Source organism: Limnohabitans planktonicus II-D5 (genome assembly GCF_001270065.2).
Lineage (GTDB): Bacteria > Pseudomonadota > Gammaproteobacteria > Burkholderiales > Burkholderiaceae_C > Limnohabitans_A > Limnohabitans_A planktonicus.
The window spans coordinates 1-15993 of the sequence record NZ_LFYT02000015.1; the positions used below are offsets into that span (position 1 = coordinate 1).

The window sequence follows — 15993 nt, forward strand, 5'->3', positions numbered from 1 at the left end:
GCGCTTTTTTGTTGGGCAAGGATGAAACGAAAATACCCAATCAAATCGAGTATCGGTCACCTCAAAAATCGAAGAATTGATCAGGCCCCTGGCGGGATACCTGTCGGCTGGATCCAGCCCATTTTCCAGGACACCAACACGCAGATGAAGAGGACAATGGAAAAGCCGACACGAAAAGCCAGCGCGGTGGCCATATTGCCTTTTTTGGGCGCTTGGCCCTCGGCGGGCGGGGTGCTGCCCCGCATCATGTACATCAGGGCCGAACCCAGACTGACCAAAATGGCGAGAAACGCGGTGGCGACAAGAATTTTCATGGACACATTATCCAATGACTGACAAACCCCTTCACTGGAAAAGATGGATAGTGCTGGCGTTGACCGCTGTGGGTGTGGCTATTACGTTTTCACTGGGTTTGTGGCAGCTCGGCCGCGCCAGTGAAAAAACCGCTCTCCAGGATGCTCGAACTGCGCAGTCGCGCAAAGAAATGTTAGATGGCCGAACATTGAAGGGGAGTTCTGAAGACGTGTTGCAGCGCAGCGAGTTGCTTTACCGCCGCATGGTTGTGACCGGTCGATGGCTGCCCAACTACACGGTCTACCTGGACAACCGACAGATGAATGCCAAGCCCGGCTTTTTTGTGCTCACGCCTTTGCAGATCGACGGCTCTGGCGAGGTCCTCGTGGTGCAGCGCGGCTGGGCTCAGCGCTCTTTCACGGATCGCACTGCATTGCCCCCAGTGCAAACGGCAGAAGGCTTGGTTCAGGTGCAAGGGCATTTGGCCCCATGGCCATCAAGGCTCTATGACTTTGGTGGTGCCGAGACGGGCCCGATACGGCAAAATCTCGACCTGACTGCATACCGACAAGAAACGGGTTTGAAGGTGCTCGAAGTCACCCTGCTGCAGTCGGGCGAGTCCTCCGAGGGCCTGCTGCGCGAATGGCCCGTTGTGGCCAGTGGCGTTGAAAAACACCACGGTTACGCTTTCCAATGGTTTGGCCTGAGTGGTCTGATCGCATTACTTTATGTCTGGTTCCAAATTGTCCAACCCCGCCGCCAAAAACGACCTGTCTGACAGCCCCCTGGTCATGACGGTGCACGACATGCCCAGCCCGGGTGCCGTGGTGCAAGCCGATGCCCAGCGCACCCGCATGGGTCGCTGGAAAATGATCGCCATGATGCTGGTCTGCGCCTCCCCAGTCATCGCTTCGTACTTCACTTACTACGTCATCCGCCCCGAAGGCCGTCGTGTCTATGGCGAGCTGATTCAGCCGCAAAAAGACATGCCCCAGGTCAGTGCCAAAAACCTGCAGGGCGAATCGGTCACGCTGGCCAGCCTGAAAGGCCAATGGTTGCTGGTGACGGTGGCGTCGGGCGATTGCGCCGAGCGTTGCCAGCAAAACCTCTATTTCCAGAGACAGTTGCGTGAAATTCTGGGTCGCGAAAAAGACCGCCTCGACCGTGTCTGGTTGGTCACCGATGACGCCCATGTAGCCCCCGGACTCTTGCCCGCTTTGAACCTGGCGCATGTGCTGCGGTTGGACACGGCCACGGTGCAAAACTGGATCAGCCCGGCTCAGGGCCAGCAGTTGCAGGACCATTTGTACGTCATTGATCCGATGGGCAACTTCATGATGCGTTTTCCGGCCAACATGGACGTGCCCGGTGCCTCCAAAGCCAAGCGCGATCTGGATCGTTTGCTCAAAGCCTCATCGTCTTGGGACCAAGCCGGACGCTGAAACATGACCGAAGTTGACCTGTACAACCTGGAGCCCATTTTGGAGCTCATGGCCGTAGGCTTGGCGGTTGCAGCATTGCCTTTGGGCTGGTGGCTGTGGCGACAACGCAGTGCCTCTCCATCGGGGCGGCTCAAGGCCCTAACCCTGATCACCTTGTTTCTGACCTTCGATCTGTTGCTCTTTGGCGCCTTTACCCGTCTGACCGATTCTGGCTTGGGTTGCCCCGACTGGCCTGGGTGCTACGGCAGCGCCACGCCCATCGGTGCCAAAGCTGAAATCAAGGCCGCTGAGATCGCCATGCCCACGGGTCCAGTCACCAAGAGCAAGGCCTGGATCGAAATGGTTCACCGTTATTTGGCCACGGGGGTCGGCGTCCTGATCCTCACTTTGGCCGCCATGACATGGTGGCTGCGACGTCAAAGCCGAGAGGTCAGCCCCTGGTTGCCCACCTTGACTTTGGTGTGGGTCTGCATTCAAGGAGCGTTCGGCGCACTCACGGTGACCATGAAACTGTTTCCGGCCATCGTCACCTTGCACCTGATGGGCGGCATTGGATTGTTGGTTTTGTTGATGGCGCAAGCCGTGCGTTATGACGGCCCAGGCTCGCGGGCCTTGCCGTCGCTATTGCGCACGGGTTTGTGGGCAGGCTTTGTTTTGCTGTGGTTGCAAATTGCCTTGGGGGGCTGGGTCAGCACCAATTACGCGGTGCTGGCCTGTCCTGATTTCCCTACCTGCCACGGCCAGTGGGTGCCTGAGATGAACTGGCAGGGCTTCAGCGTCTGGCGTGAACTGGGTTACACCCCAACAGGTGAACTGTTGCCTTTTGCATCGCTGGCGTCCATCCATTTTGTGCACCGCTCGGCCGCCTGGCTGGTGTTGGCGGTGCTGCTGTGGGTGGGCTGGCGTTTGCGGCTCCAGCCGGGCTTGGCTGTGGCCGGGCGTTGGTTGCTGGGCCTGTGCGCTTTGCAGTTCGCCACCGGCTTGAGCAACGTGGTGCTGGGCTGGCCCTTGCTGGCTGCCGTGATGCACACCGGCGGGGCCGCTGCCATGGCCTTGACCCTGACTTGGGCCTTGAGTGTCAGCCGGGCTGATAATTCAGGGCCTGTTCTCTTTTCCAAAAAGCTTGCCGAATGACCGTCGCCACCGCCCGTTTGCCTTTGACTGCCTGGCAACAGTACTACGCACTGACTAAACCGCGCGTGGTTCAATTGATCGTTTTTTGTGCCTTGATCGGCATGGTGCTGGCCGTACCCGGTGTGCCCAGCCTGGCCGAGTTGAAGCTGGGTCTGTGGGCTTGCGTTGGCATTTGGCTGGTGGCTGGGGCTGCTGCGGCCTTCAACTGCCTGGTGGAAAAAACCATCGACGCCAAAATGAAGCGCACCGCCTGGCGGCCCACCGCCAAGGGCGAGTTGAGTGACCAGCAGGCCTTGCTGTTTTCGGCCGTGCTCTGCGCCTTGGGCTCGGCGGTGTTGTACGTGTTGGTCAACCCTCTCACCATGTGGCTCACCTTTGCCACCTTTGTGGGCTACGCCATCATCTATACCGTGATCTTGAAACCACTCACGCCACAGAATATCGTGATCGGCGGGGCCAGTGGGGCCATGCCACCCGTGCTGGGCTGGGCGGCCATGACCGGTCAGGTCGGGCCGGAAGCCTTGATCTTGTTTTTGATCATTTTCCTGTGGACACCGCCGCATTTTTGGGCGCTGGCACTTTACCGGGTCGAGGACTACCGCAAGTCTGGGCTGCCTATGCTGCCCGTGACGCACGGCAACGACTTCACGCGTCTGCAAATCTTGCTTTACACCATCGTGTTGATGGCGTCTTGTTTGATGCCTTTTGTCTACGGCATGAGCTCTTGGCTTTACTTGGTCGCCGCTGTGGTACTGAGCATCGGATTCATCGGCTATGCGGTGGCCTTGTACCGCGAATATTCGGACGAGCTGGCCCGCAAGACCTTTCGCTTTTCTTTGGTCCACCTGAGCGCCTTGTTTGCCGCTTTGCTGCTTGACCACTACATTTTTTGAGACCACAGGCATGGTGCAACGCAGAGTATTTTCGAAAGCAGCCTTGGCCATGTGCTTGGCAGGCGCAGTGTGGGGCTTGAGCGGCTGCGGCGAGGACAAGCCTTCATTTCGTGGCGTTGACATCACCGGAGCCGACTATGCCCAGGGCTGGGAGTTGAGTGACCAAGACGGCCAAGTGCGCACGCTGAAGGACTATGCGGGCAAGGCCGTGGTGGTGTTTTTCGGTTTCACCCAATGTCCCGACGTCTGCCCCACCGCTTTGCAAGAAATGGCCCAGGCCAAACAGTTGCTGGGTGCCGATGGGGCCAAGCTCCAAGGCATCTTCATCACCGTAGACCCCGAGCGAGACACGCCCGAATTGCTTAAGGCCTATATGGCCAATTTCGGGCCGGATTTTGTGGCCTTGCGCCCCACCGCCGAGCAACTGCCCAAGGTGACCAAGGACTTCAAGATCTATTACAAAAAGGTCGAAGGCAAAACTGCCACCAGCTACACCATGGACCACTCGGCGGGCAGTTTCACTTTTGACCCGCAAGGCCGCATTCGCCTGTACAACCGCCACGCCAGTGGGGCCGAGTCGCTGGCCGCCGATGTGAAGATCTTGCTCAGCGGCAAGTGACGCCTGGCCTCTTGGCCAGGCTCTCGATACGCTGTTTCAGGGTTTTCAGTTCAACTCGATCTTCTGGCTGCGGATGATGTCGCCCAGCGCTTTCGTGTCGGACTCAATCCGGTTGCGCAAGCCCTCGGGCGATGAGCCCACCACTTGCCAGCCTTGCTGGAACAAACGCGCACGCATCTCGGGCGCACGCACGATGTCGCTGACCATGGCCGACAACTTGCTGGCCACAGCCGCTGGCATCGAGGCGGGTGCGGCCACCGCATTCCAAATTTCCAGCTGGTAATCCTTTACCCCGATCTCACTCAGGCTCGGCACTTCGGCCGCGACAGGGCTGCGCCCGGTGCTCGAAGCCCCAATGGCCCGCAGCTTGCCACCGCGCACCTGGGCGGCCGCCATGGCCGGAGGCAGCAAAGCCAGTTGCACTTGACCACCCAACATGGCTGTGATGATTTGCGGGTTGCCGGGGTAGGGCACATGCACAGGCGCAATGCCGGCTTTGGTTTTGAGCAATTCCATGCCCAGGTGTGCCACGGTGCCGACACCGGGCGATGCATAGCTGAGTTTGTCGCCCGCCTTTTTGGCCTGGCTCAACCACTCTGCTGCAGTTTCACCGGGGGCGCTGGCAGGCACGGTCAGCACCAAAGGCGCTTTGCCGATCAGGCTGATGGGGGCGAGGTCCTTGAGGGGGTCATAAGGCACATTGGGGTTCAGGATGCGGGCAATCGTCATGTTGCCGTTGATCATCAGACCCAAGGTGTGGCCATCGGTGGATTTCGCGACGAAGTCGGCGGCGATGTTGCCGCCCGCGCCCACCTTATTTTCCACAATGACGTTCTGGCCCAAAGCTTTGGCCAGCGGTTCGGCCAATGCCCGCGCAGTCAAATCAGGACTGGATCCCGCTGGAAAACCGACGATCAATTTGACAGCATGTTCAGGCCATGATGCCTTAGCAGTTTGGCTTTGACTCCAGGAGGAGGCGCTGAGGGCCAAAAGACCAAGGATGACTCTGCGTGATAAAGAGTTATTCATTCGAGTTCCAGACATGATTGAATTTCAATTGATGAACATTGACTGCGAATTTTCGCAGTTCATAGAACCTGTCAGCGGAAAAAAATGCCCAGTAGCACTAAGGCCGACGCAACAAATCTTGCTTGCATATGCAAAAAGCCCGCAAAGCGGGCTTTTTGCTATCAGGCCAAATTGGCCAAGACGTCAGGCTGAAAGAAATTACTTCTTGCCTTTACCCTTGCCTTTGGCATCAGCAGCAGGTGCAGCAACAGGTGCCACCACGACCTCTTCAACAGGGGCCACCACAGACACCAGAACCGGGTTCTTTTTGCCATGGGTGATGGCTTTGCAACCCGCGGGCAAAGTGATGTCGTTCAAGTGCAGGGAAACTCCCTTGGTGAGGCCCTTCAGATCGACTGCAATGAATTCAGGCAAGTTGGCGGGCAAGCAAGCCACTTCGATTTCGGTCACGACGTGGTTGATCAGGCACTTGTCGGTCTTGACGGCTTCCGACTCTTCTTCGCCGCTGAAGTGCAAAGGCACCTTCATGTGCAAAGTGGTGTTGGCGTCAACGCGCTGAAAATCAATGTGTTGCACCAACTGCTTGTAGGGGTGCATTTGATAGTCACGCAGCAAGACTTTGCTGGACTGACCGTTGAATTCCATGTCCAGGATCGAAGCGTGGAAGGCTTCCTTTTTCAAGGCATGCCACAGCGCATTGTGGTCCAGCTCGATCAGTTGAGGGGCCGATGTGGAACCGTAAACGATGCCAGGTGTACGGCCGGAATTGCGGAGACGGCGGCTCGCACCCGTGCCCTGCTTGGAACGCTCAAAAGCGACGAATTTCATAACTTACTCCATCAAAGGGCTCACCGCGACCAGTGATGCCCTGACTTAAAAAAGCCTGCCAGTCCAATTGGGTGGCAGGCCGCTGATTGCCCGAAGTGGATCAGATTTGATCCGAGAACAGGCTCATCACCGACTCCCCATTGGCGATCCTGTGCATCGTTTCAGCGATGAGAGGTGCTACAGACAGTTGGCGAATTTTGGTGCAGGCAGCAGCTTGTGTTGTCAGCGGAATGGTGTTGGTCACCACCACTTCATCCAGCGCATCACCCTTGGAGATGCGCTCAATGGCCGGACCTGAAAAGATGGGGTGTGTGCAGTAAGCGTAGACCTTCTTGGCACCACGCTCCTTGAGCACTTCTGCGGCTTTGACCAAAGTGCCAGCGGTGTCAATCATGTCGTCCATGATCACGCAGTTACGGCCTTCGATCTCACCGATCACGTGCATCACTTCGCTCACGTTGGCTTTGGGGCGGCGTTTATCAATGATGGCCAAATCGCAACCAAGTTGCTTGGCCAGGGCACGTGCACGCACCACACCGCCAACATCGGGCGAGACGACAATCAGGTCTTCATAGTTTTTCTGGCGCAGATCGCCCAGCAAAACAGGGGAGGCGTAGATGTTGTCAACAGGGATGTCAAAGAAACCTTGAATCTGATCAGCGTGCAAGTCCATGGTCAGGACGCGGTCAACGCCGACGGCTTGCAGCATATTGGCCACAACTTTGGCTGTGATGGGCACTCGGCTGGAGCGTGGGCGACGGTCCTGACGTGCGTAGCCAAAATAGGGAATGACTGCACTGATGCGACCGGCCGAAGCGCGTTTGAGCGCGTCGACCATGATCAACAATTCCATCAGATTTTCGTTGGTCGGTGCACAGGTGGACTGGACCACAAAGACTTCACGAGCACGGACGTTTTGTTTGATTTCGACGGTGACTTCGCCATCAGAAAAACGGCCCACATCTGCTGCGCCCAACTGAGTGCCCAGATGGTGTGCGATTTCGGCAGCCAAAACAGGGTTGGCATTACCGGTGAAAAGCATGAAGTCGGGTGTGTATGAAGCAGGCTGCATGGGCATTCCAGCGATCAGAAAATTGGGGCCTGTACGAATGAACGTATTTGGCAGGGGAGAAAGGATTCGAACCTTTGCATGCCGGAATCAAAATCCGGTGCCTTAACCAACTTGGCGACTCCCCTACACGGGTTGACTGCTGAAACAGCGGCCTACCGATAATTGTCGCTGGCTGCCCAACCTACAAGAGGATGAACATCCAAATTGCTGCATTTGCGCACTTGCCAATGGTCTGGGACCAAGATTGGTTTTGTGCCTGGTTTGCAGTGTGCAAACACTGCACTACCAGAGCCTGTCATTCTTGCGTTTAACCCTGAATCTTCGAGCGCATTAAGCGCTAGTTTGATGTCAGGGCAAATGCCTTGTGCAACAGGCTGTAGATCATTGTGACCGAAGTCATATGTCTGTGCAGCGAAGACCGCTATTGTAGCAGCATTTGTATCGCGTTTCAGGTCCGGATGTCCAAAAATTTGGGATGTTTCAATGCCTGCAGCTGGTTTGATGATCCAAAAGTCTGCTGGAGGCAAGTCGATGGGGGTGATTTCTTCGCCAACACCCTCAACCCAGGCGTTACGACCGCGTAAAAAAAATGGTACGTCGGCACCCAGTTGCAGTCCCAGTTTTTCAAGTGTGGGTAAGTCAAGTTTCAGATTCCACAACTGGTTCAGTGCCAGCAGGCAGGTGGCTGCATCGGAGGATCCGCCGCCCATGCCAGCTTGGGCCGGAATTTGCTTGTTAACCGTGATGTGTACACCTTGCGTGCATCCGGTGTGTTTCTGTAAAAGCCGAGCAGCCCGGGTGCTCAAGTCATCGTCTGGTAGTTTGACGGTCAGGTCTTCACGGCTGATGCGACTGTTGGGGCGCATCTCGAAATGCAAGGTATCACACCAGTCAACAAGCATGAAGACCGATTGGAGCAGGTGGTAACCATCACTGCGCCGACCCGTGATGTGCAAAAAAAGATTCAGTTTGGCAGGTGCGGGAACATCGTAGAGCGATTTCATGTGCTGATTATCACCAGCGGCGCGCGCATGCGCGTGGGACACGTTTTTCAGCGATCAAGGATGATGCGTAAAACCGTTTCTGGTTGGGGTTTTTTTCGCTGAGCGGTCAGTCGACCTTCAGGGTGTGTTGACAAGTCGACTTGCCATCCTGGGGCAGCTTGCTCACGCCCTGCCAACCATTCAAACAAGGCTGAAATCGGCAGTGATGTACCTGTCAATTGTTCGGTCATCGCCTGCAGGTTGGCGCCATGATTTCGGTGTCCGTTTTGCTCGATCCACGCCATCTGAGGAGTCCAGTTCAACTTGGCCATGGTGGTTCCGATGGGGCTGAACAAGATCAATTCACCTTGCTCGGGACTGCCTTGGAGCTCAAAGCTGACGCTCATTTGCTGGATGGGTTCGGAGTTGATTTGCAAGGCAAGTCGGCCTGACCAATATGCACTGGCGCTGGCTGGCACCATGATGCGGGTGGCGCATGAAATCAACATCATGCCCAGGCAAAAGCTCAGGCCCATCTTGAACAGACTGCGAGTAACAGACCGCTTCATGGCTTGATTTTCAAGCGTTTGAGGGTTTCTTGCAGTGTTTCATTGTCTGCCTTGAGTTGCAGGCCTTCACGCCAGATGGCTGTTGCTTCCTGAGTTTGCCCGATGGTCCAAAGAACTTCACCCAAGTGAGCGGCAATTTCGGCATCGGGGCGGATTTTGTAGGCAGCGCGCAAAATTTGAAGGGCCTGCAGGTGTTCGCCCTGGCGGAATGCAACCCAGCCCAAGCTGTCTTGGATGAAGGGATCTTGGGGCGAAAGCTCGACCGCTTTGTTGATGAGTTGGCGTGCTTCATCGAGACGAAGATTACGGTCTGCCAAGGAATATCCCAATGCATTGAAAGCATGCGGCTCTTTGGGATTGCTTAGCATCAGTTGACGCAGGAGTGTTTCCATCTCCTCGTACTTTTTGAGTTTTTCGCAAATCAGTGCCAATTCAATTTGCAGTTCTGCGTTGTTGGGTGAGGTGGTCAACGCATTTTTCACCAGCAAATAAGCCTCAGGGGCCAGGCCGTTTTCGCGCAACCAGAGGGATTGAGCCAAATTCTTTTTGAGGGCTTGTTCTGCTGTATTGGTTTTGACTTGTGCCAAAGTCATGCGGGCTTGCTCAAGTTGCCCTTGTTGGGTCAATAAGTCGGCTTGACGGCTGGCAAGTTTCAGGGGGTCCGCATTTGCCGGCATTTGAGTGAGCCAAAACTTGGCTTTTTCGATTTGTCCTTGGCGCTGCGCCATTTTTGACAGCGCAACCAGTGCCTCAACGCGCCCCACCAGTTGCTCGGTATCTTTGCTTTGGGCGGTCAACTGAATATAAGTTTCCAGACTTTTTGTGGCATCCAAGGAGCGGTTGTTTTCAAACAACAGTAATCCGTGAACCAGCCAACCATCTGCAAAGTCTGGGAATTTGTTGTTGAGCAATGACAATTGCGCCAGAGCATCAGGAATAAGTTGCAAGCCAATCAAGGACCGCACATAGCCCAGACGCAATGGCGCAGAGGCTTCCTTTTTCATGGCTGCATCCAACATCGGTTTGAGTGTGCTGCTGGCGTTGCTGATCAGGCTGAGTGATAAAACCAGAGGACCTTGGGCTTGTGGGTCTGCGCCGTGGCCCTTGACGGCGGCTTCCACCGCCTGGGGGATTTGCCCGGCATCACGCCGCATGCGGCCAATCGTGGTCCAGGCGCTGGCCGTGGTTTGCGGTTGTGTCAGGGCTTTTTGCAGCGCTTTTTCGACCACCGTTGCCGCCAGGATCTTGTCCTGAACACGACCAAAAACGCCTGGAACGGAGATGATGGCAGCAGTTTGCTCAGACAGTGGCAGCTCGTTGAGGGAGGACGTCAAGGCATGGCCTGCTTCTTCGATGCGATTGAGCGCCAGAAGAATCTGCAGAATGTAGCGATTGGGCTCAAGGGCTTGGGGCAGTTCTTTTTTCCAGGTTTGGGCCGCTTGCAGTGCGGCCTCGCCGGAGCGCGCCTGCAGGGCAATGTCAACGGCGCGCTGGAACAAGGCTGGATCGCGCGTTTTGCGTGCCGCATCGAGCATGATGGAAAAACCGCTGCCAGCAGAGCCTTCCCGCACGTTCAATTCGCCCAGCAAGATCTGATAAAAAAGCACGGCATCCAGCGCAGACGGTTTTTTGGGTGTATCTGCTGAGGAGGTTGCAGATTGGGCCCATGCACCGGCGAAGCAAGAGGACAAGACGGCGAGTCGAAACCAGAATTTCATGCAGGTCATCATAATCGAGCCCATCTTTTGACAAGCGCATCAGAGGGCGATGACCCCCTCCTGGTCTGGAAAACATGCCCGAGCTCCCCGAAGTTGAAGTCACGCGTCGCAGTTTTGCCGACAAAATTGTCTCGGCCACGATCATGGAGGTACGCATGGGCAAGCCTTTGCGCTGGCCCCTGGGCGCGTCTGCCCATAGCCTGGTCGGGCGGCAAGTGGTGGCGGTCAGGCGGCGGGGCAAATATTTGTTGCTTGACCTGGATGAAGGCTTGCTGCTGCTCCATCTGGGCATGTCGGGCAGTCTGAATTTTGCGCCGAGCCAAGTTCCTCCAGGGCCGCACGATCACATGGATCTGGTGACCAATCACGGGGTGTTGCGCTTGCATGATCCGCGACGCTTTGGCGCTGTGGTCTGGGCCCCTTCAGAGGCATCCCCCCAGGCCCAAAAGTTACTGGGGCACCTGGGCGTGGAGCCGCTTGACGGGCAGTTTGATCTGGCCGTTTTTGCCAAGGCGCTGAAAAAACGTCAAGCGGCCATCAAACAGGTGCTGTTGGCCGGGCATGATGTGGTGGGCGTTGGCAACATTTATGCGTCCGAATCCTTGTTCATGGCGGGCATACGTCCGACCACCCGGGCTTCCCGTTTGAGTGGGCCCAGGGTGGCCAAACTGCATGCAGCCATTGTCCAGGTCCTGTCGCGTGCCGTGCAGCAAGGCGGCAGCTCGCTCAAGGATTTTGTGAATGCCGAAGGCCGCACAGGCTATTTTCAACTGGAGGCGGCGGTTTATGGCCGTGCAGGTGCGCCTTGTCGCGTGTGTGCAACGCCGATCCGTTCTTTGCTGCAAGGTCAGCGCACCACTTTTTATTGCCCCACATGCCAGAAACCGTGATCCAGATGCCCGCAGGGTTTGCCACACAAATGGTCAACTGGCAGCGCCAGTACGGCAGGCAAAGCCTGCCTTGGCAAAACACCCAAGATCCTTACCGGGTGTGGTTGTCCGAAATCATGCTGCAGCAAACGCAAGTCAGCACTGTGCTGGACTATTTCGCCCGGTTTCTCCATAAATTTCCGGATGTGGCGGCGCTGGCTGCCGCCGAACAAGACGAAGTGCTGGCGCTTTGGAGTGGGCTGGGCTACTACAGCCGGGCGCGCAACATGCACCGCTGCGCGCAAGATGTCATGGCCCGGTTTGGGGGCGTGTTTCCCCGCCATGCGCAAGACCTGCAAACTTTGCCTGGCATTGGCCGATCCACGGCGGCTGCGATTGCGGCTTTTTGCTTTCAAGAGCGCGTGGCCATTCTGGACGGCAACGTCAAAAGGGTGTTGAGCCGTGTGCTGGGCTTTGCCGATGACCTGGCTGTGTCCAAAAACGAAAAGCAACTTTGGCAGTTGGCCGAAAAAATGTTGCCCGAACAAGCCGCAGACATGCCTTCCTACACCCAGTCCTTGATGGATCTGGGCGCCACGCTGTGTTTGCCGCGTAAAACGCAATGCCCAGCATGCCCTGTTCAGCCCATGTGCAAAGCCTTTGAAAATGGGACACCCTTGGCGTATCCGGTCAAGACCCGCAAGCTCAAGCGCAGCAGCGCCACCTTGTGGCTGCTGTGGGCCGAAAACGCGCAGGGGCAGGTGTGGTTGCACAAACGGCCTCAAAAAGGCATTTGGGCGGGTTTGTTCTGTTTGCCGGTGTTTGACACTGAAGATCAGTTGCTGGCCGCTTGGCCACAGGGGCAAAACGTCCGATACCTGGAGCCCTGGAAACATGTGCTGACCCATCGGGATTTGCACCTGCATCCGGTACGGCTGAGTGGCTCAGTGCATGCCCAACCCGCTGGCGATGGCCAGTGGGTGGATGCCGCCGCTTGGCCAGACCTGGGCTTGCCCGCGCCCATGCGCAGTTTGTTGTCAAGCCTCTGAGCACGCACATGCTCAGAGCGCGTCCAGCTCCCTGTGCCGCTTGAGGGTGAGCCAGCGCGTGCCAAAATTTTTGGCCAACTGCTCCACCATGAACACCGATCGATGCTGCCCACCCGTGCAGCCAATGGCAACCGTCACGTAGCTGCGGTGATCCCGCTCAATCGCTGGAATCCAGTGCTTTAAAAATCCCTCGAGTTGCATTTGCATTTGCACAAACTCTTCAGATTGGCGCAGGTAGTCCTGCACTGGCGCGTCGCGTCCTGTAAGCGGTCTCAGGGTGCTTTCGTAATGCGGGTTGGGCAACATGCGCACATCAAACACGTAGTCGGCGTCTGTGGGAATCCCGCGCTTGAAGGCAAACGATTCGAACACCAGCGTCAGCTGGGCCAGTGGGGCGCTGACCAGCGTCTTGATGTAGGTTTGCAACTGCGCCGAACGCAGCAAGCTGGTGTCGATGACATGCGCACGGTCACGCAAATCGGCCAACAATTGACGTTCAAACTCGATGGTTTCAAACAAGGCCTTGTCGTTTTGAGGCTTGTCGCCGCCTGACAAAGGGTGTTTGCGCCGTGTTTCTGAATAGCGCCGTTGCAGAGTGTCTGAGGTGGCGTCCAAAAACACCGACTTCACGGTCATGCCCATGTTGCGCAACAGGCCCATCTGCTCGGGCATCATGTGCAGCGAATTGGCGCTGCGCACGTCAATGGCGATGGCCAAGCGCTGCTCATTTTGTTCCTCTTCGAGCTTGACGAAGGGAATCAGCAGCTCGGGGGGCAAATTGTCGACACAGTAATAGCCCGCATCTTCGAGCGCATGCAAGGCGACAGATTTGCCAGAGCCGGACATGCCAGTGATCAGGATGATGTCCATGGTCATTTTGATGGGGCTTTATTGCTGGTGGCTGAGGTGATGGCGGCGCTAGCGGGGTGGCCCAGCATTTCCCGGGCATGGGCCAAGGTGGTGGCCGAGAGTTTTTCCCCACCCAGCATGCGGGCGATTTCGTTCATGCGTTCATCGTTGATCACGCTGCGCACCTGGCTGCTGACCTGGCCCTTGATGGCCGTTTTGCTCACCAGCAGATGGTGGTCTGCACAGGCTGCCACCTGCGGCAGGTGGGTCACGGCCAGCACCTGGCGGTGTTGGCCAAGTTGCTGCATCAGACGTCCCACAGTCTCGGCCACGGCACCGCCGACTCCGGCGTCCACCTCGTCAAAAATCAGTGTCCCGGCTTCGCCCAATTCGCTGGTGGTCACGGCAATGGCCAGCGCAATGCGCGACAACTCGCCGCCCGAGGCAACTTTGCCCACAGGCCGTGGCGTGCTGCCCTCGTGACCAGCCACCAAAAAACTGACTTCTTCCAGGCCGTGCTGCGCCAGTGCGGCCTGGGTTTGCAGGCTGACTTCAAAACGCCCGCCCTGCATGCCCAGTTGCTGCATGGCAGCACTGACCGCTTGGGCCAGCGGGGCCGCCGCTTTTTTGCGTTGCTTGGAGACTTGCTGGGCCATTTGAAGGCAGATTTTGTGCGCAGCCTGTTCAGCCTTTTGCAAGCTGTCCAGGTCCACGGCCGCGTCCAGCCTGGTCAATTCATCGCGCCAGGCTGCCAGCGTCATGGGCAACTCTTCGGGTGTTTTTTTGTAGCGGCGCGCAAGCGACAACCACAGGCCCATGCGTTCGTCGAGTTGGGCCAGGCCTTGCGGGTCCAGATCGGCTTTGCGCAAATAACTGTGCAGGCTGTGGGCAACATCTTCGGCCTGTGCTTGTGCCGAAATCAGGACTTCGGCCAGGGCATTGAACTGCGGCTCGATATGGCCCAGGGATTGCAAGCCCTGAATGGCGCGCGACAATTCAGGCAAGGCACCGCCTTCGTCCTCGCCTTCGAGCCAGAGGGTGGCCTGCTGTGCGCTATCCATCAGGGTTTGTGCATTGGCCAGGCGGCTGTGTTGGGTGCTCAGATCATCCCATTCGTCGACGGCCGGATTGAGCTTCTCCAGCTCGCCGATTTGCCAAGCCAGCCGTTCACGTTCATGGGCCAGTGTGCTTTGTGCCGCTTGTGCCTCTGCCAGGGTTTGCTGAGCCTGCCGCCATTTTTGCCAGGCGCTTTTCAAGGGGCGCGTGTCGATGCCCGCATAGGCGTCCAGCAAGCCCCGCACCGCATCTGGGCGTGTCAGGCTCTGCCAGGCATGCTGGCCGTGGATGTCCAGCAGGTGCTCACCCAGTTCACGCAGCTGCGTGGCGGTAGCCGGGCTGCCATTTATCCAGGCGCGGCTTTTACCTGAAGCGTCCACGGTGCGGCGCAGCAGCAAACTCAAGTCAGACTCGAAACCCGCCTCTTGCAGCCAGTTGTGCAGGGTGGGGGAGCTGTCAAATTCGGCGCAAACCTCGCAACGGCTCGCTCCCTCACGCACCACGCTGGCTTCAGCACGAGCGCCCAGCGCCAGTTGCAGCGCGTCAATCAGGATCGACTTGCCTGCACCGGTTTCACCGGTGAGTACGCTGAAGCCGCTGCTCAGATCCAGTTCCAATTCGTGCACGATCACAAAGTCGCGCAAGGTCATGTGCGTCAGTGCCACGGCTTCAGGCTCCCTCATTCCAGTGCATTTTTTTACGCAAGGTGTCGAAATAGTTCCAGCCTTCGGGGTGCAAAAACCGCACCGTATGTTCAGAGCGTCGCACCTTGATCTGGTCGCCGATCAGCAAGTCGGCCAGAGATTGCATGTCGAAATTAGCACTGGCATAGCGGCCAGACACGATCTCGATGGTGATTTCAGAGGATTCTGGCAGCACGATGGGCCGGTTGGACAAAGTGTGCGGGGCAATGGGGGCCATGACCCAGCCTCCGATGGACGGGTGCATCAAAGGGCCACCGGCAGACAGTGAGTAAGCCGTCGAGCCCGTGGGCGTGGCAATGATCAAGCCGTCTGCGCGCTGGTTGGACACAAATCGCCCGTCCACGCTGATCCTCAGTTCGAGCATGCCCGAGGTGCCGCCCCGGTTGACCACCACATCGTTCATGGCCAGCGCACTGAACACGCAGTGCTGGTCGCGCATGACTTGTGCATGCAGCAAGCTGCGGTCTTCCGTCTGGTAGCGGCCTTGCAGCATGGGTTGCAACACGTCCTGGTAAGACTGAATCGGAATGTCGGTGATGAAGCCCAGGCGCCCCTGATTGATGCCAATCAGCGGCAGTCTGTAGCGCGCCATTTGTCGGCCAATGCCCAGCATGGTGCCGTCCCCTCCAATGACCAAGCCCAAGTCACACTGGCTGCCGATCTCCGGCATGTCCAAGGTGGGGTAAAGGTTCAGGCCGGTGTGCAGCGCCGTGTCTTTGTCGAGTACCACCTCGCAGCCCTGGCGGATCAAAAACTGGGCGACATCGTCCAAAACCTGGCGCGAACTTTCCAGGGCACCCCCTGTGACGGTGGCATGGTATTTGCCAAAAAGCGCAACGTGACGGAATTTGGATCTCATGCTGCAAATTACATCATTAAAATGAG

Annotated in this window: 17 protein-coding genes and 1 tRNA gene; 7 read left to right on the forward strand and 11 right to left on the reverse strand. The window is 57.3% G+C overall.

The window, feature by feature from the left end; genetic code table 11:
* Positions 1-80: 80 nt before the first annotated feature.
* On the reverse strand, positions 81-314 hold the full coding sequence (locus H663_RS32500; protein WP_205872723.1) for a twin transmembrane helix small protein: 234 nt from the start codon (positions 312-314) through the stop codon (positions 81-83).
* Between the two features lie 14 nt (positions 315-328).
* On the opposite strand from H663_RS32500, the gene H663_RS32505 reads away from it, so the two are divergent.
* From H663_RS32505 to H663_RS32525, 5 genes are read left to right on the forward strand one after another with little or no spacing between them, the layout of a single operon-like run.
* Positions 329-1072, forward strand: a complete 744-nt coding sequence (locus H663_RS32505) for an SURF1 family protein (protein ID WP_053170901.1) — start codon at positions 329-331, stop codon at positions 1070-1072.
* On the forward strand, positions 1023-1736 hold the full coding sequence (locus H663_RS32510; RefSeq protein ID WP_053170899.1) for an SCO family protein: 714 nt from the start codon (positions 1023-1025) through the stop codon (positions 1734-1736). The genes H663_RS32505 and H663_RS32510 overlap by 50 nt, the downstream gene beginning before the upstream one ends.
* Positions 1737-1739: 3 nt before the next feature.
* A complete protein-coding gene (locus H663_RS32515; RefSeq protein WP_053170895.1) occupies positions 1740-2870 on the forward strand; it encodes a COX15/CtaA family protein in 1131 nt (376 codons plus the stop codon).
* Positions 2867-3763: a heme o synthase gene (gene cyoE, locus H663_RS32520; RefSeq protein WP_053170892.1), complete on the forward strand. Its 897-nt coding sequence runs from the start codon at positions 2867-2869 to the stop codon at positions 3761-3763. The genes H663_RS32515 and cyoE overlap by 4 nt, the downstream gene beginning before the upstream one ends.
* Before the next feature lie 10 nt (positions 3764-3773).
* On the forward strand, positions 3774-4382 hold the full coding sequence (locus H663_RS32525) for an SCO family protein (RefSeq protein WP_053170887.1): 609 nt from the start codon (positions 3774-3776) through the stop codon (positions 4380-4382).
* Between the two features lie 45 nt (positions 4383-4427).
* Here the strand turns inward: H663_RS32525 and H663_RS32530 are convergent, their stop codons facing one another.
* From H663_RS32530 to H663_RS32560, 7 genes are all read right to left on the reverse strand, one after another.
* A complete protein-coding gene (locus tag H663_RS32530) occupies positions 4428-5411 on the reverse strand; it encodes a Bug family tripartite tricarboxylate transporter substrate binding protein (RefSeq protein WP_053170884.1) in 984 nt (327 codons plus the stop codon).
* Between the two features lie 198 nt (positions 5412-5609).
* The gene (locus H663_RS32535) at positions 5610-6239 is read right to left on the reverse strand and encodes a 50S ribosomal protein L25/general stress protein Ctc (RefSeq protein ID WP_053170881.1); all 630 of its coding nucleotides are present in this window, start codon (positions 6237-6239) and stop codon (positions 5610-5612) included.
* A gap of 100 nt (positions 6240-6339) precedes the next feature.
* Complete coding sequence (locus H663_RS32540) at positions 6340-7317, reverse strand: ribose-phosphate pyrophosphokinase (protein ID WP_194945193.1); 978 nt, start codon at positions 7315-7317, stop codon at positions 6340-6342.
* Positions 7318-7359: 42 nt separating this feature from the next.
* Positions 7360-7436 (reverse strand) — tRNA-Gln (locus tag H663_RS32545).
* Positions 7437-7463: 27 nt separating this feature from the next.
* Entirely contained in the window at positions 7464-8315 is an 852-nt protein-coding gene (gene ispE / locus H663_RS32550; RefSeq protein WP_053171640.1) for a 4-(cytidine 5'-diphospho)-2-C-methyl-D-erythritol kinase, read from the reverse strand.
* 47 nt (positions 8316-8362) lie between these two features.
* On the reverse strand, positions 8363-8863 hold the full coding sequence (locus tag H663_RS32555; RefSeq protein ID WP_053170878.1) for a lipoprotein insertase outer membrane protein LolB: 501 nt from the start codon (positions 8861-8863) through the stop codon (positions 8363-8365).
* Positions 8860-10470: a tetratricopeptide repeat protein gene (locus H663_RS32560; RefSeq protein ID WP_240620521.1), complete on the reverse strand. Its 1611-nt coding sequence runs from the start codon at positions 10468-10470 to the stop codon at positions 8860-8862. The genes H663_RS32555 and H663_RS32560 overlap by 4 nt, the downstream gene beginning before the upstream one ends.
* A gap of 185 nt (positions 10471-10655) precedes the next feature.
* Between H663_RS32560 and mutM the strand changes: the two genes are divergently transcribed.
* Positions 10656-11471 (forward strand): bifunctional DNA-formamidopyrimidine glycosylase/DNA-(apurinic or apyrimidinic site) lyase, encoded by an 816-nt coding sequence (gene mutM / locus H663_RS32565; RefSeq protein ID WP_053170871.1) that lies wholly within the window; start codon positions 10656-10658, stop codon positions 11469-11471.
* Entirely contained in the window at positions 11456-12499 is a 1044-nt protein-coding gene (gene mutY / locus H663_RS32570) for an A/G-specific adenine glycosylase (RefSeq protein ID WP_053170868.1), read from the forward strand. Before mutM ends, mutY begins: the two co-directional genes overlap by 16 nt.
* A 12-nt stretch (positions 12500-12511) precedes the next feature.
* On the opposite strand, the gene rapZ is transcribed toward mutY, so the two are convergent.
* Genes rapZ through H663_RS32585 form a run of 3 tightly spaced genes read right to left on the reverse strand, consistent with a single transcriptional unit; the run spans position 12512 to position 15967 of the window.
* Positions 12512-13375, reverse strand: coding sequence for an RNase adapter RapZ (gene rapZ / locus H663_RS32575; protein WP_053170865.1), 864 nt, complete (start codon positions 13373-13375; stop codon positions 12512-12514).
* Positions 13372-15069 carry a DNA repair protein RecN gene (gene recN / locus H663_RS32580; RefSeq protein ID WP_053171638.1) on the reverse strand — a complete coding sequence of 566 codons (1698 nt, stop codon included), beginning with the start codon at positions 15067-15069 and terminating at the stop codon, positions 13372-13374. The genes rapZ and recN overlap by 4 nt, the downstream gene beginning before the upstream one ends.
* Positions 15070-15073: 4 nt before the next feature.
* Positions 15074-15967, reverse strand: coding sequence for an NAD kinase (locus H663_RS32585; protein WP_053170862.1), 894 nt, complete (start codon positions 15965-15967; stop codon positions 15074-15076).
* Positions 15968-15993: the final 26 nt, after the last annotated feature.